Raw genomic sequence first — 21,152 nt, 5'->3', positions numbered from 1 at the left:
TTATTGTAAGCTTCAACCATGGCGCAGGAACCGAGCCCGGAAGAGATCAGCCAGTTCGTCGAGCGCTTCGCCGGCGTGCTGGCCAACAGCGGCGTCCCGACGATGTCGGCCCGGGTGATGGGCCGGATGCTGGTCAGCCCGACCGGCACGATGACCGCCGCGGAGTTGGCCGAGTCGCTCAAGATCAGCCAGCCCGCGGTCTCCGGTGCGGTCCGGCAACTGCTCCAGGTGTCGTTCATCTCCCGCGAGCGGCTGCCCGGGTCCCGCAAGGACCACTACCGGATCCGCGACGACGTCTTCGCCGCGATCCTCGAACGCCGCAACGACGCCCTCGGCGAATGGGAGGCCAGCAGCCGCGCCGGCGCCGACCTCTTCGGCCCCGACTCCCCCGTCGGCCACCGCCTCACCGAAGCCGCCGACTTCTTCGCCTTCATCAAGACCGACCTCGACCAGATGATCAAGCACTGGCGGTCGGAGCACCCGCGCTGAGACCCGTCAGCGGATCGGTGGTGGCGGCAGGACAACCTGCATCCGCCGTGCCACCGCGAGCGCGACGTCGTCCGATCCATGCGGCGCCACAACCTGAACACCCACAGGCAATCCGTCCGCCAGACCGGCAGGGACGCTGACCGCGGGGTGCCCGGTCACATTGAAGGTCCAGCACGGGTCGCCGGTGACGATGCTGGACTCGTGCTGGTCGTAGCCGTGCGCAACAGTCAGCGTGGTCGGGGTGATCAGGGCATCCACTTCGGCGAAGAGATCGGCGAGCGCGGTGTTGTTGTTGTCGCGCACCTCGCGAGCCCGGTTCGCCGCGGCCGCTTCCGCACCGCGGCCGGCATCCAGACCCGACAGCACAGGCCACGCCTCATCAGTCGGGAGAAGCTCGAGCGGTACGTCGACCACGGTGACGCCGGCGTGAGTCAGCCGCTCGCGGATCACGTGGTCGACCGCAGGGTCCGCCAGATGACAGCCGAGGGTGGAGCGATACGCAATCCGCCACGAACGATCGTGAACTGTCGGGACCGGCCACGCCGGCAGCGCGGTCGGGTCCAGGCGGTGTGGACCGCTGGCGATGCTCGTCGCCACGATCACGTCGTCGAGATCGGCGCCGATGAAGCCGGCGGTGGTGAGCCCGCCGAGGGCGCGACCGACCGGGCGCGGGATGCGGCCATACGTGCCTTTGAAGCTGACCACTCCGCAGAACGCGGCCGGGATCCGCAGTGAGCCGCCGGAGTCTCCACCAGTTGCCAGCGGTACGACGCCGGCCGCGACCGCCGCCGCACCACCAGCGGTCGAGCCACCTGGCGATCGCGACAAGTCCCACGGGTTGCGGGTGTAGTCCTGGCCGTTCCATCCGAAGGTCTGCGACACCGCGCCGGGTCTGGCGCGCGTCGCCGTACCGATCGGGATCGCGCCGGCCGCCACGAGCCGGCTGATAATCGGCGAGTTGTCCGGCGTCCTTGCCTTGATGAAGAACGGGACACCCGCGAACGGACCGGTGGGCTCGAGTCGTTCGGCTGCTGCGCGGGCGCCAACGACGTCCAACTCGTCGACGAAATGGAGCAGCGGGTCGAGGCGCAGTGCAGCCTCGAGCGCTTGGTCGATCACCTCGAGTGCAGTCCGCTCGCCGGATCGCACCTGAGCGGCGATCGACGCCGCGGTCACGCAGCCCCAGCGACGCGGGGCGCGAGGGTGAACTCGCGTACGTTGTCCCAGTCGACCTGAAGCACCAGGTGAGCTTAGCGTCAGCGGGTCGGTGCGTAGACGGCGATGGCGGCGAAGTCGTCGGCGGGCTCCGAGGCCTGCCAGGACCGTACGTCGTCGACGTACCGCGAGCCGTGGCCGGTGAACACGGAGTGAGTACGTTCCCGGTGATGTTCGCGATCTGGTGATGCGGGCACCGCTCGGCGTTCCGCCCGACGCCGACCATGAACGACACACCCCACGCGTTCGCGCCCCGAGTGCAGACTTCAGCCCCGCAAGCGCGAGGCGGACCACACCATCAGTACTGCGAATGCGGTCCCGAGCAGCGCACAGGCCACGGCGACGTCGGTCAGCGAGATCAGCGCGCCGAACCCGGTCATGGCGATGGGCATCAGGCCGTCGTCGGACAGGCTGACGATGCTCGACGTCCGCCCGAGGAACGCCGGTTCGATGGTCTGCTGGAAGGCGCCGGACAGGAAGGCCGAGGCGAGTCCGGCGGTGAATCCGATCATCGCCATCGCGACGAACACGCCGGCCCGCGGCACCAGCCCGATCATCACGCATCCGGCCGCCTGCACGATGAGCAGCAGCAGTCCGGCACGGGCGGGCAACCGCGGCTTCCAGCGCAGGGCAACCACCGCGCCGACCGCGGCACTGATCCCGGAGCACGCCTGGAACCACCCGAGCGCCGCCGAGCCCCAGCCGTCCAGATGGACACGCTGAACCAGGCCGACGGCCAGCACCGGTCCGACACACAGGTTCAGCCCGAAGAACGCGATGACCAGGGTCCGGGCGATCCGATCGCGCCGGAGGTAACCGAAGCCCGCGGACAGGTCGCGCCGGATCGAGTGCCCACTGGGCGCCGGCCGTGGGAAGCGCGGCCGGACGACGAACGCCAGCGCCACGGCGATGACCCCGAACGAGATCGCATCGGCGACCATTACCGCGACCAGACCGCCCTGCGCGACCAGTAGGCCGCCGAGGGGAGCACCAACGAACACCGCCAGCCGGTTGGCCAACTGCCGGGTTGCGGCCAACCGAACGAGGTCGTCGGAGCGGACCATCCGGCGCGGCAGCGTGCCCGACGCAGGGTTGTAGAGCGCGTCCACGGCGCCGAAAAGGATCGCGACCGTCAGCAGCAGAGCCATCGACACCCCGGCCGCAGCGACGACGAGCGCGGCGGCGACGAGTACGACGATCCGGCCGAGGTTGGCGGCGATCATCGTGCGCCGGGCGTCGAGCCGATCGGCGAGCGCGCCGCCGAACAGCAGGATCAGGGCCCTCGGCAGCGCACCGATGCCCATCACCAGACCGGCACCGGCGGGCGAGGCGACTTGTGCCGCACTCCACGCGAGGCCGACGTACCAGGCCACGTCGCCGGCCTCCGAGACCGCTCCCGACAGGATCCACGCGTGCACCCGGCGATCCCGGCCCAGCGGCGGGATGCCGGTCGTGTCCGCGACCGCCGCGGCGCCGGTCATGGCCGGGCCGGCACGCCGTGCGCGAACACGTACACCGGCACCGCGGACGAGTCGTCCGACGGATCCTCGTAGTACTCCTGGATCAGGTCCCGGATCCGGTCCGACAACTCGGTCAGCCGCTCCGGCGTCAGCGTCAGCCAACTGTCGGTCGCGAACGCAGCCCGGACCCACTCCTCGCCGTACTCGTGCCGGGCCTCGAACCACTGCCGGACCTTGTCCGCGTGGTACGTGACATTCCTCTCCTCGGAAACGGTTGCAATCAGCTCACGGGCCGGTTCGCCGCCCGCGTCAGCGACCGACCAGGTCCACGACGACCGGGCGCTGCGCCACCAGCGCTCCCGGCGATCCTTGGCCAGCTCCGGCGCCTCCTCGATCACTCCGGCGACCGCCAGCACCTTCAGGTGATGACTGATATTGCCGACCAGTTCGCCGGTGCGTCCGGCCAGTTGTGAGGCGGTCGCGGGGCCCTCGACGCCGAGCAGGTCGATCAGCCGTCGGCGCAGCGGATGGTGGATGGCGGCGATCACCGAGGGGTCGGCCGGGCGCCGGTTCGCGGGGGTCATGCGAGCCACCATAAATTGCACAAGAGCTCTTGTACAAGAGTTCTTGTGGAACAGGGTCCGAGCGCGAAGCAATCTCCACCAGACTTGTAGAGATAGCCGTATCGTGAGATCCGGTCTCACGATGCAGGATTGACAGTTGCAATGTCCGGCTCTGGGACTGACGCTTGTGAGCATGCTCGCTGCCCGCTCCACTCACCTCGTAGGTCGGATTCATGTCGACCTCGGGCGGATGCGCAGCGCCATCTGTTGTCCTTCGATGTTCTGACAGCCACCCCGCCGGGCCCGACGACGGCCCCTGATCACCCCCGATCACCGCTGGGTGCGCACCGCGCGGAACGCATCGAATCGACGACGCTTCGATCCCGCCGCCCTCGGTGAGCACCTGTCACGAGGACAAGGACACCCCTCCGGATGACTGGCGTCACGTCTCCTCCTGCTGCTCCCCGTAAGCCCGCCCGCCCGCGCAAGGGCAAAGGCGAGGGCCAGTGGGCGCTCGGCTATCGCGAGCCGTTGAACAAGAACGAAGAGAACAAGAAGAACGACGACGGCCTGAACGTCCGGGCCCGGATCGAGAATGTCTACGCGCACCGCGGCTTCGACTCGATCGACCCGGCCGACCTGCGTGGCCGGTTCCGCTGGTGGGGCCTCTACACCCAGCGCAAGCCCGGCATCGACGGCGGCAAGACGGCGACGCTGGAGCCCGAGGAGCTGGACGACCGCTACTTCATGATGCGGGTCCGGGTCGAGGGCGGCCAGCTCAGCACCGAGCAGCTGCGGGTGATCGCGGAGATCTCCACCGAGTACGCGCGCGACACCGCCGACATCACCGATCGGCAGAACATCCAGCTGCACTGGATCCGGATCGAGGACGTGCCGGCGATCTGGCAGAAGCTGGAGGCTGTCGGGCTCTACACCACCGAGGCCTGCGGCGACGTACCGCGCGTCGTGATCGCCAGCCCGGTCGCCGGGATCGCCGCGGACGAGATCATCGACCCGACCCCGGCCATCGACGACATCGTCGAGAAGTACATCGGCTCGACCGAGTTCTCCAACCTGCCGCGGAAGTTCAAGACCGCGCTCACCGGTCACCCGTCGCACGACGTCGTACCGGAAGTGAACGACATCGCCTTCGTCGGCGTGGTGCACCCCGAGCACGGGCCCGGCTTCGACCTGTGGGTCGGCGGCGGGCTGTCGACGAACCCGATGCTCGCGCAGCGGCTCGGCGCGTGGATCCCGCTCGAAGAGGTGCACGAGGCCTGGTGGGGTGTCACCAGCATCTTCCGCGACTACGGCTACCGGCGGTTGCGGACCCGGGCCCGGCTGAAGTTCCTGGTCGCGGACTGGGGCGTCGAGAAGTTCAGGGAAGTTCTCGAAACGAAGTACCTCAAGCGGAAGCTGATCGACGGACCCGCGCCCGAGGTGCCCTCCGTACAGGGCGATCACATCGGCGTACACAAGCAGAAGGACGGCAAGTACTTCGTCGGCGTCGCGCCGATCGTCGGACGCGTGTCGGGTACGTCGCTCGCCAAGGTCGCCGACGTGGTCGCGGCGCACGGGTCGAACCGGATCCGGACGACAGCGCAGCAGAAGCTGCTCGTGCTCGACGTCGAGGAGGCGCAGGTCGACTCGCTGATCGCCGGCCTCGACGCGCTCGGGTTCCAGGCGAACCCGTCGGCCTGGCGGCGGAACACGATGGCCTGCACCGGCATCGAGTTCTGCAAGCTCGCGATCGTCGAGACCAAGGCGAAGGCGGCCCAGCTGATCGACGAGCTGGAGGAGCGGATCCCGGAGCTCGACGTACCGATCACCGTGAACGTGAACGGCTGCCCGAACTCCTGCGCCCGGATCCAGGTCGCCGACATCGGCCTGAAGGGCCAGTTGGTGATGGATGCCGACGGCAAGCAGGTGCCGGGCTACCAGGTCCACCTCGGCGGCGGGCTCGGGCTGGACGCCGGCTTCGGCCGGAAGCTCCGCGGCCACAAGGTCACCGCGGACGGTCTCGCCGACTATGTGGAGCGTGTCACCCAGAACTATCTGAAGGAACGCAACGCCGGCGAGCGTTTCGCCGAGTGGGTCACCCGTGCTGACGAGGAGGCTTTGCAATGAGTGAGCGTGCTGCGCCGCTGTACTGCCCCTATTGCGGGGACGAGGACCTTCGTCCTTCCGAGGAAGGCCATGGCGCGTGGGAGTGCCGGCCGTGTGCACGGGTGTTCCAGCTGAAGATGATCGGACTGCGGGTGACGGTGGAATGAGCACAGATCTGAAGACGCTCGCCGAAGAGGCGAACGAGCGACTAGCCGACGCCTCGGCGCAGGAACTGCTGGCGTGGGCGCGGGAGACCTTCGGTGACGAGCTGGTGGTGACCGCCTCGATGGCAGACGGGGCACTCCCCCACCTCGCGGCCGAGGCGGCCCCCGGCGTCGACGTCCTGTTCCTCGACACGGGCTACCACTTCGCCGAGACGATCGGCACCCGGGACGCGGTGGCGGCGACGCTGCCGATCAACCTGATCAACGCCCTGCCGAAGCAGACGGTCGAGGAGCAGAACGCCGAGTACGGCGAGAAGCTCTACGAGCGCGAGCCCGACAAGTGCTGCGCGCTCCGCAAGGTCGAGCCGCTCAACCGGTACCTGTCCGGCTACAAGGCCTGGGTCACCGGCATCCGCCGCGAGGAGGCGCCGACCCGGGCGAACACCCCGGTCGTCGAGTACGACGCCAAGCGCGACATGGTCAAGCTCAACCCGCTCGCCCCGTGGACCCAGGAAGACCTGGACACCTACATCGCGGACAACGGCGTACTGGTCAACCTGCTGCAGTACGACGGCTACCCGTCGATCGGCTGCGAGCCGTGCACCCAACGAGTCGCCCCCGGCGAAGATCCGCGCAGCGGCCGCTGGGCCGGCCAGGGCAAGATCGAATGCGGGTTGCACACATGACCGCCGCAGTCGAGACGCCCGTGGTCACTGAGTTGGACGCTCTGGAGAGCGAGTCGATCTTCGTCTTCCGTGAGGTGGCGGCGGAGTTCGAGCGGCCGGTGATCCTGTTCTCCGGCGGCAAGGACTCGATCGTCATGTTGCACCTGGCCCGCAAGGCGTTCGCGCCGGCCGGGGTTCCGTTCGCGCTGCTGCACGTGGACACCGGGCACAACTTCCAGGAGGTGCTGGACTACCGCGACGCGACCGTGAACACGCTCGGCCTGCGGCTCGAGGTGGCCAGCGTCGAGGACTACATCGCGGATGGCCGGCTGCGGGAGCGATCGGACGGGACGCGGAACCCGCTGCAGACGGTCCCGTTGCTCGACGCAATCAACGGGCACCGGTTCGACGCCGTCTTCGGCGGCGGCCGGCGGGACGAGGAGCGGGCCCGGGCGAAGGAGCGGATCTTCAGCCTGCGCGACGAGTTCGGCCAGTGGGACCCGCGGAACCAGCGGCCGGAGCTGTGGTCTCTCTACAACGGCAAGCACCGGCCGGGCGAGCACGTGCGCGTCTTCCCGCTGTCCAACTGGACCGAGCTGGACGTGTGGAACTACATCGAGCGCGAGGGCATCGACCTCCCGAGCATCTACTACGCGCACGAGCGGGACGTGTTCGAGCGCGACGGCATGTTGCTTGCCGTCGGCCCCTACTCGCAGCCTCGCTCGGGTGAGGTGGTCGAGCGCCGGGTGGTTCGCTACCGGACCGTCGGCGACATGTCCTGCACCGGCGCGGTCGCGTCGACCGCTTCGTCCGCGGCCGAGGTGGTCGTCGAGGTCGCGGCCAGCGAGCTGACCGAGCGCGGCGCCACCCGGGCCGACGACCGCGTCAGCGAAGCCGCGATGGAAGACCGCAAGCGAGAGGGGTACTTCTGATGAGCACACTTCTCCGGCTTGCCACCGCGGGATCCGTCGACGACGGTAAATCCACGCTGGTCGGGCGACTGCTGCACGACTGCAAGGCGATCCTGGCCGACCAGATCGCCCACGTGAAGACGGTGTCGGAAGCCCGTGGTGGCGACTTCGACTTCGCCCTGCTCACCGACGGCCTGCGGGCCGAACGCGAGCAGGGCATCACGATCGACGTCGCCTACCGGTACTTCGCCACCGACAAGCGCTCGTTCATCCTGGCCGACTGCCCCGGGCACGTGCAGTACACCCGCAACACGGTCACCGGCGCCTCGACCGCGGATGTGGTGATCATCCTGGTCGACGCACGGCACGGCGTCCTCGAGCAGACCCGGCGGCACCTCGCCGTGGCCGGTCTGCTCCGGGTGCCACACGTCGTCCTCGCGGTGAACAAGGTCGATCTGGTCGGCTACGACGAGACGGTGTTCACCAAGATCGCGAAAGACGTCAACGAGGTCGCCGACCAGCTCGGGATCGCCGACGTCAAGGCCATCCCGGTCTCCGCACTCGTCGGTGACAACGTGGTCGAGCCGTCGACCGAGACATCCTGGTACGACGGACCGACGCTGCTCGAGGTGCTCGAGAACGCGACCGGGCGGATCGACTCCTCCGACCAGCCGCTGCGGTTCCCGGTGCAGTACGTGATCCGGCCGCAGACCGGGGACGAGTACCGCGACTACCGCGGCTACACCGGAACCGTTGCCTCCGGCACCGTAACCGTCGGTGACCCGGTGATCGTGCTGCCGACCGGCCGCCGTACGTCGATCGCCGGCATCGACCGGCCCGTCGTCACGTCGACGAGCACCGCGGTGGTCGAGCGGCCGTCCGCGGTCGCCGGCGAGGCCGTCACCGTTCGGCTGACCGACGACATCGACGTCGCCCGCGGCTCGGTGATCGTCGCCGCGGACGCCTCCCCCGGCACCCGCCGGGAACTGGCCGCCACCGTGTGCTGGCTGTCGGACCGCCCACTGGCCGTGGGCGCCCGGCTGCTGATCAAGCACACCACGACCACCGCCCAGGCGATCGTCACCAAGATCACCGGGGCGCTGGACCTCGACACGCTCGGAGTCATCGACGCCACCGGGCTCGACCTGAACGACATCGGCAAGGTGCAACTCAAGATCGCCGCACCGCTGGCCGCCGACCCGTACTCCAGCAACACCATCACCGGATCGTTCCTGCTGATCGACGCCCACGACGGGTGGACGCTGGCAGCCGGCATGATCGACAACGAAGAAGGGGAACTGCTGTGACTGCTCCAGCGCTCGTGATCCTCGCCCACGGCAGCCGCGACCCGCGCTCGGCCGCCACCGTCCACGCTCTCGTCAAGTGCCTGCGCGACCTGCGTGACGACCTCCGGATCGAAGCCTCCTTCCTCGACCACTGCCCGCCCACGCCGTACCAGAAGCTCGGCAAGCTCGCCGCCGAGGGCGTGGAGGAAGTCGTCATCCTGCCGCTGCTGCTGTCGTCGGCGTTCCACGCCCGGGTCGACATCCCGGCCGTCGTCGACGAGGCACGCACCCGGTTCCCGGCGCTGCGGATCATCGCCTCCGACGTCCTCGGGTACGACGAGTCGCTGCTCGACGTACTGGATCGCCGGATGCGGGCCGAGCTCAAGGACGGCCGGGTGCGGGAGCTGGACGCGCTGGTGCTGGCGTGCGCCGGATCGAGCGACTCGCAGGCGAACGCGAGCGTGACCCGGCTCGCGCGGCTGTGGGGTCAGCGGCACAAGCTGCCGGTGACCGCGGCCTTCACCTGCGCGGCGTCGCCGTCACCGGCCGAGGCCGTGCTGCAGTGGCGGCTCGAGGGCCGGCGTCACGTGGCCGTCGGATCCCTCTTCCTGGCCCCGGGCGTCCTCCCGGACCGTGCCGAGTCAACCGCCCGCCGCGCCGGCGCCGTCGCCATCTCGCGCCCGCTGGGTGTCAGTGCCGAGGTAGCCCGCCTGGTCCTCCTCCGCTACGGCGTAGCCGGCCTGGACCTGCTCACCCTGACCCCGGCCCCGCGCCCGGTCATCGCCCGCCCGGAGCTCGTCCGTACCGCCTAGAACCGCAGCGGATCAACGAAGGAGACGTCGGTGTACGGCGTCTCCTTCGTTGTGATCTGAGCCAGCAGCTCACCCACACCGGCGCAGTGCTTGAAGCCGTGGCCGCTGTCACCGCCCGCGATCACCAGGCGTTCGTCGTACCGGCCGACCAGGAACTGGCCGTCGGGTGAGTCCGTCACCATGCAGGGCATCAGCTTGACCGGCTCGGGATCGAGGTCCGGGAAGGCGTGACTGATCGCCTCCGAGAGCTCGGCGATGTCCTCGCGCGGGTGGATGTAGCGATCGAGTTCGTCCGGATCGACGCCGCGCTCGCGCTCGGCACCGTCGAGGCCGACCTTCACCAGGAAGTCCTCGTCGGACCCGTGTCCCCACAGCCCGCGTCCGTCCGCGAACTCCCAGATGAATGACGGGAAGTTGCTCAGCCGAAAGGCCTCCGACGCCGGATCCTTGGCCTGGAACCAGAACAGCGGCGTACGTCGCGGCGACAGCGGCAGACCTGGAACCAGCTTGCTCAGCCAGGCGCCCGTGGCGACGACGACCTGATCCGCGGTGATGCTGATCGTCGGCGTCCGCACGGTCACCTCGTCGCGGCCGAGGTCGATCGCCGTCACCATCGTGTGCGGGAAGACCGTCGCACCCAGCCGTTGCGCCTCCGCGACGTGCGCGCGGACGGTCGGCTCGGCGTAGCAGATCCCCGCGCCGGAATCCCAGACGGCAACGTCCTCGGCGGCCAGGTCGTACTGCGGGAATCGCTCGACCAGCTCGTCGTGGGTCAGGTCCGTCGTCGGCGCCGCCGCCTCGGCGGCCGCCTGCCGGGCACCCCTGACCGGACTGCTTTTCGGGCCGCCGACGTTGAGAGAGCCGGTCTGACGGACGTAGACCTCGCCGGTCCCCTCCCCCAGCTGAGTCCACAGCTCCAGCGACCTGCGAGCGATCGGCGTCAACCCGGGGTGTTCCATGCAAGCGACCCGGAACAGTCGCGTGGTCCCATGCGACGAACCGAACGGATGCCCGATCCCTTGTCGCTCGATCCCCACCACATTCACCCCACGCGAAGCCAGCCGCCACAACGCCGCCGACCCGAACGCGCCCAGCCCCACCACCACGACATCCGCTCGCATTCCCCCACCCTGCCCCACTCCCAGGCTCACGAGTCCCGGCAGCCCAGGTTCTGGACTGAGATAGCGTGATATCTTGCTATCTATGGTGAAGGACGGGACGAAGAACATCCTGTTGCGGCTTGATCCGGAGTTGGCCGAGCGGCTGCAGACGGTGGCGTCGGTGGAAGGCCGGTCGGTGTCGGATGTCGCGCGAGAGGCGATCACGGCGCTGGTCGATCAGCGGCGGCAGGACACGCGGTTCAGCCGCCTCCTGGAGGAAAACCTGGCCCGCCACGAGGAGTCCCTACGCCGCCTCCGCGGAGACGCCTGATGCGCTACCTCGGCCGGTACGACGTACTCGCGGTGGCGGCTCGCGTGTTGCAGTGCGAGTCGGAGGACGCCGTACGCCGGACGGACCTGGACACGATCGACCGAGTGCTGGCCGATGTCCGGCGTACCCCTGGGATGGCTGAGGCGGCCGGGGTGTTGCTGGCAGGGCTGGTCCGGGAGCGCCCGTTCGACGGGCCTAATCGGGTGGTGGCGGTCGCGGTCGTCCTGCAGTTCACCGCGCTGAACCGGGCTGAGCTGCGGCTCGAGCCGGTGTCGGAAGTGGACGACTTGCTGGATCGGATCACAGCCGGCGCTGCGACCGCACCCGAGGTTGCCGAGTTTGTCCGGGCCCGGCTCGAGCAGGAACCGGTCACGGCCGGCGACCTGCAGGAACATCTGCGGCTCGACCTGGTGCTGGAGGACGCGGTCGCCGAACTGACTGTCGACAACGAGTGGCGGAGGGGAATCCGGATGTTCGAGCGATTCAGTGATCCAGCCAAGCGAGTCGTCGCGCTGGCCCAGGAGGAGGCGCGGAAACTCGGCCATGTCTACATCGGGACCGAGCACCTGCTGCTCGGGCTCATCGAGGAGGGACAGGGCATCGCGGAGCGGGTGCTGGCCGGGTTCGGGATCACGGCTCCAGCGGTCCGTGACCTGATGGTGGAGATCCTCGGCCGTGGGCGCGGGGAGGCCGGGACCATCCCGTTCACGCCGCGGGCGAAGAGCACGTTCGAGCACGCGTGGGACGAGGCCCGGCGGCGGGGCTCCGACCAGCTCGGCACCGAGCATCTGCTGCTCGGCCTGCTGCGCGACGGTGAGGGCGTCGCCGGCCAGATCCTGACCAAGCTCACCTCCGACCCGGACGCCATCCGCCGCAAGGTCGAGGATCGGATCGATCGCCGCCGGCGGTCCGAGTCCGCCGTCGCCGGCATGCTCGCCGACGACGCATCGGGCTGGACCACCTTCGGCCGTCGCCACCATCTCCTGGGCGAGCTCAACCATGTCCTGGACGAGAACGAACGCCTGCACGAGCAGGTGGCTCACCTCCGCAACCTGCTGCGGGAGCACGACATCGATCCGGACGCCTGATCCCTTGGCCGGGCATCAGGCGTCCGCTCAGATCAGGTGGCGGCGAGGCGCTTCTGCTCGGTGACGATGTCGTAGTCGGCGACCGGCCACTCGGGGTCCAGCTCCTTGAGCGTCTCGAGGAGGATCGTGGTGACGGCCCAGTTGCGGTACCACTTGCGGTCGCTCGGGATGACGTACCACGGCGCCTCGGGCGTGTTACAGCGCTCGATCGCCGCATGGTAGGCGTCCATATAGTCCGGCCAGAACTTCCGCTCGTCAACGTCGCCCGGGTTGTACTTCCAGTGCTTGGTCGGATCGTCCAGCCGGGTCTCGAGCCGGGTCCGCTGCTGGTCCGCCGAGATGTGCAGGTAGCACTTCAGGATCGTCGTGCCGTTCGCGGCCAGCTCCGCCTCGAAGTCGTTGATCTGGTCGTAGCGCCGGTCCCACACGTTCGGGGTGACGAGGTTGCGCACCCGAGCGATCAGCACGTCCTCGTAATGCGACCGGTCGAAGATCCCGACGATCCCCTCCTCCGGCAGCGCCTGCTTGATCCGCCACAGGAAGCCGCGTCGCTTCTCGGCCGCCGTCGGCGCCTTGAACGACGTGATCTTCAGGCCCTGCGGATCCATCAGTCCCGCGCCGTGCCGGATCACTCCGCCCTTGCCGGACGTGTCCATCCCCTGCAGGACCAGCAGCACGCTGCGCTGTCCGTCCTTGCGTCCCTCGGCGAACAGCCGCTCCTGCCAGTCGGAGACCTCACTACCGAGGCTCTTCAGCGCAGCCTTGCCGTCAGCCTTGCCCCCACTGAACCCGGGCGTGGCTCGCGTGTCGTACTTCGTCAGGTCCACCGGGCCGGACGGCACTCGCAGCTCAGCGCGCAGTCCACCGTCCTCCGCCTTCTGACCCTTCTTCTGCTTCGCCATTGGCCCATACTGCCTCATCAACCGCTGAGATGAGCGGAGCTGGTGCGGATCTCAGGACGTGGCGTGATCGACCGACTCGCGGGTCAGGGCGATCAAGCGGGACAGCGCGCGGAGGTACTTCTTGCGGTAGCCGCCCTTGAGCATCTCCGGGGAGAACAGCTGGTCCAGTGCTACGCCGCCGGCCAGGAGCGGCAGGTTCCGGTCGTACATGCGGTCGGCCAGGACGACCATCCGGAGGGCGACGTTCTCGTCGGTGAGTGGGCGGATGTCTGTGATCGCGACAGTCTCGACGCCGTCGAGTAGAGCGCCGTACTTGCTCGGGTGCAGTTCGGCCAGGTGGCGGTGCAGGTCGACGAAGTGGTCACAGGACGCGCCGGGGCGGTCGGCCGCGGTCTGCTCGACCCGCTCGTCCGGCCACGGCTCGGGCGCCACCGGAAGGCCGCGATGCCGGTAGTCCGGTCCGTCGATCCGGCGTACGTCGAAATGCGCGGCGAGCGCCTGGATCTCGCGGAGGAAGTCGATCGCCTGGAACCGGCCCTCGCCGAGCTTGTCCGGCAGCGTGTTCGACGTCGCGGCCAACTCGACCCCGGCGGCGACCAGCTGGCCGAGCAGCCGGGAGATCAGCATCGTGTCGCCGGGATCGTCCAGCTCGAACTCGTCGATGCAGATCAGCCGGTACGACGACAACGCCTCGACGGCGGCGCGGAGACCGAGGGCGCCGACGAGGTTGGTGAGCTCGACGAAGGTGCAGTACATCTTCGGTCCGGAGGCTTCGTGCCAGAGTGACGCGAGCAGGTGCGTCTTGCCGACTCCGAACCCGCCGTCGAGATAGATCCCGGGCTTGTCCACCGCCGACTCTCGTGCGCCCGACGACGAACCGCCGCGGCCTCCGCGGAGCCGGGACCACAGCGTCGGCGCCGGGCGCGGGCGGGCCAGCTTCGTCGCGCGTTCCGACAGCACCTCGAGCGCCTCGGCCTGGGAGGGCTCGTCCGGATCCGGGCGGTACGTCGCGAACCGGACGTCGGCGAACCGCGGCGGAGGCACGCACTCCGACAGCAACCGATCCGAACTCACCTCCGGCCACCGCTCGCTCAGCCGAATCACCATGCCCCAACCCTAGGGGCCGGACCGCAGCTCCGGAAAAGTCGGAAAGCGCAGTCCCGGACCTTGACCACTTTCTTACTTTCAGTTAGGAAGTTGATGTGAGGTTCGTGAGGTGAGCGACTAGGAGTCGGCGATGGGCGAACGGCACGTACGGCGGCGGACGGTACTCAAGGGCGCGCTGGGTGGTGGCGCGGCGGCCCTCGGACTGGGGTCCACGCTGGCCGCCTGTGGCGGCAGTGACAGCGGCGGCGGGACCACGAGCGGCGGAAAGGCCGTGGTCCGGATGTGGTCCTGGTACAACGACCAGGAGGACCAGTTCCCGAAGCTGATCGAGAAGTTCCAGGCAGCACACAGCAACATCACGATCGAGAACCGGATCTTCGGCACCCCGGATCAGTACCTGCCCGCGTTGCAGGCCGCGGTGGCCGGTGGCGATGTCCCGGAGATCTTCGCGCCGCACACCCGGGCGCTGACCTACGGCACCGGCGGCATCTCCGCCGACCTGAAGCAGGAGCTCGGCGACGACTTCCTGAAGGACTTCTTCGACTCGGCCAACCAGGAGTACACCCTGGACGGCAAGCAGTACGCGGTCGGCTGGATGGCACAGACGTTCGGCCTGTTCTACAACCCGGACCTGCTGAAGAAGGCCGGCGTCGGCGAGGACGAGATCGAGACCTGGGACGACCTGATCGCGGCGGCGGCGAAGATCAAGGCCACCGGCAAGTTCCCGGTGGCGCTCAGCTGCAACCCGACGACGAGCTCCCTGGACTTCTTCCTTCCGCTCATCACGCAAGTTGCCGACGACCCGACCTTCTACCTCAAGCTCGACCAGCTGAAGGACGGGGCGACGTACGAGGATCCGAAGGTCGTCCAGGCGATCGAGCTGCAGCAGAAGATCGTGAACGGCGGCGTCTTCCAGCCCGGCACCACCGGGACCAGCGGAGACCAGGCGCCGCAGATCTTCTACACCGAGAAGGCCACGATGCTGTTCAACGGCAGCTGGACGCCACAGGGCCTGACCAAGGACGCGACGCCGGCGTTCAACAGGAAGTACAAGGTGATGAAGACCCCGGCCATTGCCTCCGGCAAGCGGCACTGGACCGCGAACCAGGCCGGCGCCGGCTGGGCCGTGTCGGCGAACAGCAAGAACAAGGACGCCGCGCTGGAGTTCCTGAAGTTCATGTACTCCGCCGACCAGTACTCCCCCACCATGAACGAGTCCAACTCGATGCCGGCGACGAAGAGCGCGGCGAGCCGGATCGAGCTGCCGATCATGAAGCAGATGACATCCTGGCTGCTCGACGGCGACGGCTGCCCGCACATCCCGTTCGGCCCCGGCTCCGTGGCGGCCGGCGATCCGCTCGCCAAGATCTTCGACGGCAAGGGAGAACCGGCCGCGGTCGCCAAGGAGATGCAGCAGGCCGTGCAGAACGCCAAGGGCGGCTGATCGGATGGCGACTGTCCTCTCGAGCAAGAACGTCGCTCCGGCCGATCGGCGACCGCTCCCCCGGCGGCCGCCGTACCGGTTCGGTTCGCCGCTGAGGAAATCGCAGCGCATCGCCGGCTACCTGTTCGTGCTGCCGACGTTCGCGCTGTTCCTCGGGTTCGTGCTCTGGCCGATCCTCTACACGGCGTACCTGAGCCTCACCTCCTGGGGCGGCTTCGGTACGCCGAGATTCGTGAACTTCGACAACTACAGCCGGATGCTGAACGACCCGGTGGCCCGGCGAGCCCTGATCATCACGCTGGTGCTGACGGGTGTCACCACGGCAGTGCTCACGTTCCTCGGCCTCGTCATCGCCGTACTGGTCAACGTGGTCTGGTCGAAGGTCGGCATCGTGGTCCGGACCATCCTGTTCATCCCGGGCATCGTGTCGTTCGTGGTGTCCGCAGTGCTGTGGAAGCTGATCTACGACCCGAACATCGGCACGCTCAACCGGTTGCTCGGGGCAATCGGTTTGGACAGCCTGCAGCATCCTTGGCTGGCCGATCAGAAGACGGTGCTGCCGGCCATCGTCGTGGTGACGGTCTGGGGCGGTCTCGGCTTCACCATGCTGATCTACTTCGCCGGTCTGCAGAGTATCGACCCGAACCTCTACGAGGCGGCGGCGATGGACGGCGCCAACACCGTCCAGCAGTTCCGGCACATCACGGTCCCGAGCCTGCGCGTGGTCACCGGTCTGATTGTCAGCCTCGGCCTGCTCAACGGGTTCAAGGCGTTCGACGTGATCTTCGTGATGACCGGCGGCGGGCCGAACCACGCCAGCGAGGTGCTCGGCACCTACCTCTACTCGCTCGCCTTCGGCTCGACGTCGGGCTCGATCCCGCAACTCGGCTACGCCAGCGCGTTCAGCGTCGTGACGATGGTGCTCTGCACGCTGGCCGTCATCGCCCAACTCTGGCTGACGAGGAGGGCGGACCGGTGAGTATCACCAATGCGCAGAAGCCTTGGGTCGGCAGGTCGTTCGCGACCTTCGTGCTGTTGCCGTTCTGCGTGCTGATGGCGTTCCCGTTCGTCTGGATGGTGGTCACGTCGCTACGCGAACAGCACACGATCTTCAACGGACCGATCATCCCGCGGAAGTTCACGGGTACGGCGTACAAGGAAGCCTGGACCTCGATCGAGTTCCCGCTGCATTTCTGGAACAGCGTCTGGATCACGTCCGTCACCGTGATCGGCGTCCTCGTGTTCGCCACGCTCAGCGGGTACGCGTTCGCCAAGCTCGACTTCCCGTTCCGCAACACGCTGTTCGTGCTGCTGCTGACGACCCTGATGATGCCGTCGACGGCGCTGATCATCCCGCTCTACCTCGAGCTCAAATCGCTCGGGCTGCTCGACAGCCAGGCCGGTCTGCTGGTGCTCTACATCTCCGGCTCGGCGCCGTTCGCGATGTTTCTGATGCGGGCGTTCTTCCAGACATTGCCCGACGAGTTGATCGAGGCGGCCCGGGTGGACGGTGGCAGCGAGCTCACCATCTTCCGGCGGGTGATCCTGCCGCTGACCCGGCCCGGGATCGCGACCGTGGTGATCTTCCAGTTCCTCTCCACCTGGAACGAGTTCCTGATCGCCAATACGGTCCTGCGCAACACCGAGTCACTCCCCCTGCAACCCGTGCTGTTCACCCTGATGGGCCAGTACTCCACCAACTGGCCGGCGCTCACCGCCGGCCTCACGCTGTCCGTCGTACCGGTCGTCGTCGTCTACGTCCGGATGCAGCGGCAGTTCGTCGCCGGGATGATGCTCGGCGCGGTCAAGAACTAGCTGACTGGAAGAGGTCTTATGCCGATCAAGAACGTCGTGGTCAACTGCACGGACGTCCAGCGCTCGGTCGAGTACTACACCAAGTTCCTGGAGCTCCGCGTGGTCGGCGAGCCGACGCCGAAGCGCGCCGTCCTGGACGCGGTGACCGCGACGGTCGAGTTACGGGCCGTGGGCAACGGCCGCGATCAGAGCACCTGGTCGCCGGACGATCTGCAGAAGGGCTTCCGCCACATCGGTTTCAAGGTCGACCGGCTCGACGAGCGGGCCGACGTACTCAAGGCCGCCGGGGTGGAGTTCAAGCTGGATCCGCTCGACGCCGAGGGCGAGGTCCGGATCTGCTTCTTCTACGATCCCGACGGCACGCTGCTCGAGATGATCCAGGGCGATCTCCAGTACGCAGCTGTGCTCGACGCCGACGGAGTCGCGCGGGAACGTGCCCTCGGCGTACCGCGGCGGCCGCGGTTGGACCACGTCGCGGTGACGATCGAGGAGCGGGCCGCGACCAGCGACTACTACCACGAGCACTACGGCTTCTCGTTCATCGGCACGATCGAGCAACCACACGACCAGCGCGGCTTCAGCATCGGCTACCTCAAGGGCGGCGACACGGTCCTGGAGGTGTTCACCTACGAGGTGGACAAGACCTTCCGCGAGCCCCAGCTCGACGTCGCCGGCTTCGCGTACGCCGAACTCGCCGGCAACCCCCCGACGGACTTGAATACGGCCACCGCACCTGACGGGACGAGTGTCTACGTCGATCCCGACGGCTTCGCGTTCGCCGTAGGCTCCGAGGCATGAGAGACGACTGGCTGAGGCCCCTCGGTTCCACCGGACTGACCGTGTCCGCCGTCTGCGCCGGCGGCAGCGCGATCGCGGGCATGCCCGCGGTCTTCGGGTACGACGTGACCCGGCAGGAGGCGGTCGACCTCGTCGTGCGGGTATTCGACAGTCCGCTCACCTGGATCGACACCTCCAACGGGTACGGCGACGGCGAGAGCGAACTGCGGATCGGCCAGGCCATCCGCGAGTACGGCGGTCTCCCGGACGGCTTCCTGGTCGCGACGAAGGTCGACGCCCGCGGCCAGGACTACTCCGGCGCCCGGGTGCGCGCGAGTGTTGCCGAGAGCAAGGAGCGGCTCGGGCTCGACGACCTCCCGCTGGTCTATCTGCACGATCCGGAGTTCCACGACTTCGACTCGATGCGCGAGGCCGTCGACACGCTGATGCAACTCCGGGCCGACGGCGAGATCGGGCATGTCGGGCTCGCGGGCGGGAACACCGTCGAGCTGAGCCGCTATCTCGACCTCGGCGGCTTCGAGGTGCTGCTCGTGCACAACCGATGGAGCCTCGTCGACCACTCGGCCGGCGACCTGATCCGCCGGGCGACCGGTGACGGCATCGCGGTGGTCAACGCGGCGATCTACGGCGGCGGGATCCTGGCCAACCCACAGGGCGCCACGAAGTACGCGTACCGCGACGCGCCGGACGCCGTACTGGAAGCCGTCGCCGAGATGGACAAAGCCTGCCACGAGTTCGGGACCGACCTCGCCACCGCCTCGCTCCGGCACTCGGTGGACAACCCGGACATCGCCGGGACCGTGGTCGGCATCAGCAAGCCTTCGCGAGTCGACGCGTTGATCACATCGCTCGAGGCCGACCTCCCAGCTGAGCTCCTTAACCGGTTAGGTAGCCTCCTCCCCCAAGAGCGATACTGGGTTGAAGGTTAGTCGTGTCCGATGGTCCCACGCCTACTGCGCGGCACTCGGCACGGCACCTCGGCGCACCTGCTCGCTACGGCGCGGGACCATCGAACACGACCAAAAGGAGACGACGTGACGAACGGCTTCCCACCGGGCTTCACCTGGGGCGCGGCGACGGCGTCGTACCAGGTGGAAGGCGCGGTCTCCACGGGCGGGCGCGGCCCGAGCATCTGGGACACCTTCGCGCACACGCCCGGCAAGATCTCCGACGGCACCAACGGTGACGTCGCCGTCGACCACTACCACCGGTTCGCCGACGACATCCGACTGCTGGCGGGCCTCGGCCTGACGGCGTACCGGTTCTCGGTCGCCTGGCCGCGGATCGTCCCGGCCGGCTCCGGTGCGACGAACTCCGCCGGACTGGACTTCTACCGGCGGCTCGCCGAAACCTGCCTGGAGAACGGCGTAACGCCGTACGCGACGCTCTACCACTGGGATCTGCCCCAGCCGCTCGAGGACGCGGGTGGCTGGCTCGTGCGGTCCACGGCCGAGCGGTTCCGCGACTATGCGGCTGTCACGCACGACGCGCTGTCGGACGTCATCAAGCATTGGATGACGCTGAACGAGCCATGGTGCTCGGCCTTCCTCGGATACGGGAACGGCGAGCACGCGCCGGGGCGGACCGAGGGTGCTGAGGCGCTGAAGGCTGTGCACCATCTGCTGCTCGGGCACGGGCTGGCGCTCGAGGCGCTCCGGTCGTCAGAGGGCTCGTATGGCATCGCCCTGAACCCGGCGCCGATCCACGCCGCCTCGGACTCGGCCGCGGACCTCGACGCCGCGCGACGGGTGGACGGACTGCGGAACCGGATGTTCCTCGATCCGCTGCTGGCCGGCACGTATCCGGCCGACGTGCTCGAGGACACCGGGCTGACCGAATGGTTCGCCGCGCAGGAGGCCGATCTCGCGGTGATCTCCGCGCCGTTGGACTTCATCGGCGTGAACTACTACTGCCCGACCACGGTAGCCGCGCCGGACGGGCCGATCTCCACGCCCGGTCCGTCGACGCAACCCGGCAGTGAGAATGTCGCTGCCGTCGACACCGGTCTGCCGCGGACCCAGATGGGCTGGCCGATCCAGGCCGCCGGACTGCGCGACATCCTGGTCACGATCAACAAGATGGCGCCGGAGTTGCCGTTGTATGTGACGGAGAACGGATCGGCGTACCCGGACGAACTGACCGCGGACGGGACCGTCGAGGACGACGAGCGGCTGGACTACCTGCAGCAGCACACCGCGGTGTGCCAGGACCTCGTCTCCGAGGGCTTCCCGCTGAAGGGGTACTTCGCCTGGTCGCTGATGGACAACTTCGAATGGGCCTGGGGCTACAGCCGGCGCTTCGGGATCGTGTACGTCGACTACGTCACCCAGCAGCGGACCGTCAAGAAGAGCGGCCTCTGGCTGAAGGACTTCCTGAGCTGAAGCTACCTGCACACCCTCAGCCGGCCAGACGCTCAACTGGCCAGCTCTCGGGGGGTGGGCCACCTCTCGGGGGTGGGCCAGCTCTCGGGGGGTGGGCCACCTCCTGGTGGGTTGGGACAAGGAATAACGTGTCCCAACCCACCAGTACGTGTCCCAGGCCCCGGCAGTTGGTCAGCCGCTGGCCCAACCCCATCCCAGCGGACCACCACCCCCGCCCGCCTGCACGACAGCCCGAGCGCCACGCGCCTCCGCCGACCCGGTCCGCCGACCCGGTTCGCCGAGCTCGTCCGCCGAGCTGGTCCGACGCGGTCCGCCGACCCGGTCCGACGCGGACTGGGGTCCGGGATCGGCCACTTTGTGCACCAGATCCGTACGGCGACTGCCTCGGCGTACGGATCTGGTGCACAAAGACGATCCTCGCCGTCGTCCACAGCTCCGATCCACACCCCGGCCGAGGACGGCGCGGGCGGGGGCACTGCAGGGAACGGACGTGACCACGGCAGGGGGCGGGTCCG

Annotated in this window: 21 protein-coding genes; 15 read left to right on the top strand and 6 right to left on the bottom strand. The window is 68.3% G+C overall.

The window, feature by feature from the left end:
* Positions 1-18 precede the first annotated feature (18 nt).
* Complete coding sequence (locus OG558_RS32165; RefSeq protein ID WP_405066326.1) at positions 19-489, top strand: GbsR/MarR family transcriptional regulator; 471 nt, start codon at positions 19-21, stop codon at positions 487-489.
* A 6-nt stretch (positions 490-495) separates the two neighbouring features.
* On the opposite strand, the gene OG558_RS32160 is transcribed toward OG558_RS32165, so the two are convergent.
* The 3 genes from OG558_RS32160 to OG558_RS32150 all read right to left on the bottom strand — a co-directional run bounded on the left by OG558_RS32160 (position 496) and on the right by OG558_RS32150 (position 3,748).
* Positions 496-1,665 carry an amidase gene (locus OG558_RS32160; protein ID WP_405066325.1) on the bottom strand — a complete coding sequence of 390 codons (1,170 nt, stop codon included), beginning with the start codon at positions 1,663-1,665 and terminating at the stop codon, positions 496-498.
* A 305-nt stretch (positions 1,666-1,970) separates the two neighbouring features.
* Entirely contained in the window at positions 1,971-3,185 is a 1,215-nt protein-coding gene (locus OG558_RS32155; protein ID WP_405066324.1) for an MFS transporter, read from the bottom strand.
* Positions 3,182-3,748, bottom strand: coding sequence for an ArsR/SmtB family transcription factor (locus OG558_RS32150; RefSeq protein ID WP_405066323.1), 567 nt, complete (start codon positions 3,746-3,748; stop codon positions 3,182-3,184). The genes OG558_RS32155 and OG558_RS32150 overlap by 4 nt, the downstream gene beginning before the upstream one ends.
* Positions 3,749-4,159: 411 nt before the next feature.
* Here OG558_RS32150 and OG558_RS32145 point away from each other — a divergent pair, with 411 nt between their 5' ends.
* Genes OG558_RS32145 through OG558_RS32120 form a run of 6 tightly spaced genes read left to right on the top strand, consistent with a single transcriptional unit; the run spans position 4,160 to position 9,671 of the window.
* Complete coding sequence (locus OG558_RS32145; RefSeq protein WP_405066322.1) at positions 4,160-5,854, top strand: nitrite/sulfite reductase; 1,695 nt, start codon at positions 4,160-4,162, stop codon at positions 5,852-5,854.
* Positions 5,851-6,000, top strand: coding sequence for a hypothetical protein (locus tag OG558_RS32140; protein ID WP_166665480.1), 150 nt, complete (start codon positions 5,851-5,853; stop codon positions 5,998-6,000). The genes OG558_RS32145 and OG558_RS32140 overlap by 4 nt, the downstream gene beginning before the upstream one ends.
* Complete coding sequence (locus tag OG558_RS32135; RefSeq protein ID WP_405066321.1) at positions 5,997-6,683, top strand: phosphoadenylyl-sulfate reductase; 687 nt, start codon at positions 5,997-5,999, stop codon at positions 6,681-6,683. The genes OG558_RS32140 and OG558_RS32135 overlap by 4 nt, the downstream gene beginning before the upstream one ends.
* A complete protein-coding gene (cysD, locus tag OG558_RS32130; protein ID WP_405066320.1) occupies positions 6,680-7,594 on the top strand; it encodes a sulfate adenylyltransferase subunit CysD in 915 nt (304 codons plus the stop codon). The genes OG558_RS32135 and cysD overlap by 4 nt, the downstream gene beginning before the upstream one ends.
* Positions 7,594-8,880 (top strand): sulfate adenylyltransferase subunit 1, encoded by a 1,287-nt coding sequence (locus tag OG558_RS32125; protein WP_405066319.1) that lies wholly within the window; start codon positions 7,594-7,596, stop codon positions 8,878-8,880. Before cysD ends, OG558_RS32125 begins: the two co-directional genes overlap by 1 nt.
* Positions 8,877-9,671 carry a sirohydrochlorin chelatase gene (locus OG558_RS32120; RefSeq protein ID WP_405066318.1) on the top strand — a complete coding sequence of 265 codons (795 nt, stop codon included), beginning with the start codon at positions 8,877-8,879 and terminating at the stop codon, positions 9,669-9,671. Before OG558_RS32125 ends, OG558_RS32120 begins: the two co-directional genes overlap by 4 nt.
* Here OG558_RS32120 and solA read toward each other — a convergent pair.
* Positions 9,668-10,792 (bottom strand): N-methyl-L-tryptophan oxidase, encoded by a 1,125-nt coding sequence (solA, locus tag OG558_RS32115; protein WP_405066317.1) that lies wholly within the window; start codon positions 10,790-10,792, stop codon positions 9,668-9,670. The two genes, OG558_RS32120 and solA, sit on opposite strands and share 4 nt — an antisense overlap.
* Before the next feature lie 82 nt (positions 10,793-10,874).
* Between solA and OG558_RS32110 the strand changes: the two genes are divergently transcribed.
* Both OG558_RS32110 and OG558_RS32105 read left to right on the top strand, forming a co-directional pair.
* The gene (locus OG558_RS32110) at positions 10,875-11,102 is read left to right on the top strand and encodes a ribbon-helix-helix protein, CopG family (RefSeq protein WP_405066316.1); all 228 of its coding nucleotides are present in this window, start codon (positions 10,875-10,877) and stop codon (positions 11,100-11,102) included.
* On the top strand, positions 11,102-12,190 hold the full coding sequence (locus OG558_RS32105) for a Clp protease N-terminal domain-containing protein (RefSeq protein ID WP_405066315.1): 1,089 nt from the start codon (positions 11,102-11,104) through the stop codon (positions 12,188-12,190). The genes OG558_RS32110 and OG558_RS32105 overlap by 1 nt, the downstream gene beginning before the upstream one ends.
* A 32-nt stretch (positions 12,191-12,222) precedes the next feature.
* On the opposite strand, the gene OG558_RS32100 is transcribed toward OG558_RS32105, so the two are convergent.
* Both OG558_RS32100 and zapE read right to left on the bottom strand, forming a co-directional pair.
* The gene (locus OG558_RS32100) at positions 12,223-13,092 is read right to left on the bottom strand and encodes a polyphosphate kinase 2 family protein (RefSeq protein ID WP_405066314.1); all 870 of its coding nucleotides are present in this window, start codon (positions 13,090-13,092) and stop codon (positions 12,223-12,225) included.
* A 51-nt stretch (positions 13,093-13,143) separates the two neighbouring features.
* Positions 13,144-14,199, bottom strand: coding sequence for a cell division protein ZapE (gene zapE, locus OG558_RS32095; protein ID WP_405066313.1), 1,056 nt, complete (start codon positions 14,197-14,199; stop codon positions 13,144-13,146).
* Between the two features lie 130 nt (positions 14,200-14,329).
* On the opposite strand from zapE, the gene OG558_RS32090 reads away from it, so the two are divergent.
* The 6 genes from OG558_RS32090 (at position 14,330) to OG558_RS32065 (ending at position 20,637) form a co-directional block, all read left to right on the top strand.
* Positions 14,330-15,643, top strand: a complete 1,314-nt coding sequence (locus tag OG558_RS32090; RefSeq protein WP_405066312.1) for an ABC transporter substrate-binding protein — start codon at positions 14,330-14,332, stop codon at positions 15,641-15,643.
* A gap of 4 nt (positions 15,644-15,647) precedes the next feature.
* Positions 15,648-16,622 (top strand): carbohydrate ABC transporter permease, encoded by a 975-nt coding sequence (locus tag OG558_RS32085; protein ID WP_405066311.1) that lies wholly within the window; start codon positions 15,648-15,650, stop codon positions 16,620-16,622.
* Positions 16,619-17,458: a carbohydrate ABC transporter permease gene (locus OG558_RS32080; RefSeq protein WP_405066310.1), complete on the top strand. Its 840-nt coding sequence runs from the start codon at positions 16,619-16,621 to the stop codon at positions 17,456-17,458. The genes OG558_RS32085 and OG558_RS32080 overlap by 4 nt, the downstream gene beginning before the upstream one ends.
* A gap of 18 nt (positions 17,459-17,476) precedes the next feature.
* The gene (locus OG558_RS32075) at positions 17,477-18,256 is read left to right on the top strand and encodes a VOC family protein (protein WP_405066309.1); all 780 of its coding nucleotides are present in this window, start codon (positions 17,477-17,479) and stop codon (positions 18,254-18,256) included.
* A complete protein-coding gene (locus tag OG558_RS32070) occupies positions 18,253-19,185 on the top strand; it encodes an aldo/keto reductase (RefSeq protein WP_405066308.1) in 933 nt (310 codons plus the stop codon). Before OG558_RS32075 ends, OG558_RS32070 begins: the two co-directional genes overlap by 4 nt.
* A 105-nt stretch (positions 19,186-19,290) precedes the next feature.
* Positions 19,291-20,637, top strand: a complete 1,347-nt coding sequence (locus OG558_RS32065) for a GH1 family beta-glucosidase (RefSeq protein WP_405066307.1) — start codon at positions 19,291-19,293, stop codon at positions 20,635-20,637.
* The last annotated feature ends 515 nt before the right edge of the window (positions 20,638-21,152 follow it).

This window comes from Kribbella sp. NBC_01510 (assembly GCF_045040325.1).
In the GTDB taxonomy this organism is placed as follows: domain Bacteria; phylum Actinomycetota; class Actinomycetes; order Propionibacteriales; family Kribbellaceae; genus Kribbella.
The sequence above is the reverse complement of the archived record's forward strand: the minus strand, read 5'-3'. Positions and strand labels throughout refer to the sequence as shown.

Excerpts from the sequence above, each read along its gene's own strand:
- OG558_RS32150 (WP_405066323.1), bottom strand. The coding sequence starts at position 3,748 with ATGACCCCCGCGAACCGGCGCCCGGCCGACCCCTCGGTGATCGCCGCC.
- OG558_RS32105 (WP_405066315.1), top strand. The coding sequence starts at position 11,102 with ATGCGCTACCTCGGCCGGTACGACGTACTCGCGGTGGCGGCTCGCGTG.
- OG558_RS32110 (WP_405066316.1), top strand. The coding sequence starts at position 10,875 with ATGGTGAAGGACGGGACGAAGAACATCCTGTTGCGGCTTGATCCGGAG.
- OG558_RS32140 (WP_166665480.1), top strand. The coding sequence starts at position 5,851 with ATGAGTGAGCGTGCTGCGCCGCTGTACTGCCCCTATTGCGGGGACGAG.
- cysD (WP_405066320.1), top strand. The coding sequence starts at position 6,680 with ATGACCGCCGCAGTCGAGACGCCCGTGGTCACTGAGTTGGACGCTCTG.
- OG558_RS32090 (WP_405066312.1), top strand. The coding sequence starts at position 14,330 with ATGGGCGAACGGCACGTACGGCGGCGGACGGTACTCAAGGGCGCGCTG.
- solA (WP_405066317.1), bottom strand. The coding sequence starts at position 10,792 with ATGCGAGCGGATGTCGTGGTGGTGGGGCTGGGCGCGTTCGGGTCGGCG.
- OG558_RS32070 (WP_405066308.1), top strand. The coding sequence starts at position 18,253 with ATGAGAGACGACTGGCTGAGGCCCCTCGGTTCCACCGGACTGACCGTG.
- OG558_RS32155 (WP_405066324.1), bottom strand. The coding sequence starts at position 3,185 with ATGACCGGCGCCGCGGCGGTCGCGGACACGACCGGCATCCCGCCGCTG.
- OG558_RS32075 (WP_405066309.1), top strand. The coding sequence starts at position 17,477 with ATGCCGATCAAGAACGTCGTGGTCAACTGCACGGACGTCCAGCGCTCG.
- OG558_RS32145 (WP_405066322.1), top strand. The coding sequence starts at position 4,160 with ATGACTGGCGTCACGTCTCCTCCTGCTGCTCCCCGTAAGCCCGCCCGC.
- zapE (WP_405066313.1), bottom strand. The coding sequence starts at position 14,199 with ATGGTGATTCGGCTGAGCGAGCGGTGGCCGGAGGTGAGTTCGGATCGG.
- OG558_RS32165 (WP_405066326.1), top strand. The coding sequence starts at position 19 with ATGGCGCAGGAACCGAGCCCGGAAGAGATCAGCCAGTTCGTCGAGCGC.
- OG558_RS32125 (WP_405066319.1), top strand. The coding sequence starts at position 7,594 with ATGAGCACACTTCTCCGGCTTGCCACCGCGGGATCCGTCGACGACGGT.
- OG558_RS32085 (WP_405066311.1), top strand. The coding sequence starts at position 15,648 with ATGGCGACTGTCCTCTCGAGCAAGAACGTCGCTCCGGCCGATCGGCGA.
- OG558_RS32100 (WP_405066314.1), bottom strand. The coding sequence starts at position 13,092 with ATGGCGAAGCAGAAGAAGGGTCAGAAGGCGGAGGACGGTGGACTGCGC.
- OG558_RS32135 (WP_405066321.1), top strand. The coding sequence starts at position 5,997 with ATGAGCACAGATCTGAAGACGCTCGCCGAAGAGGCGAACGAGCGACTA.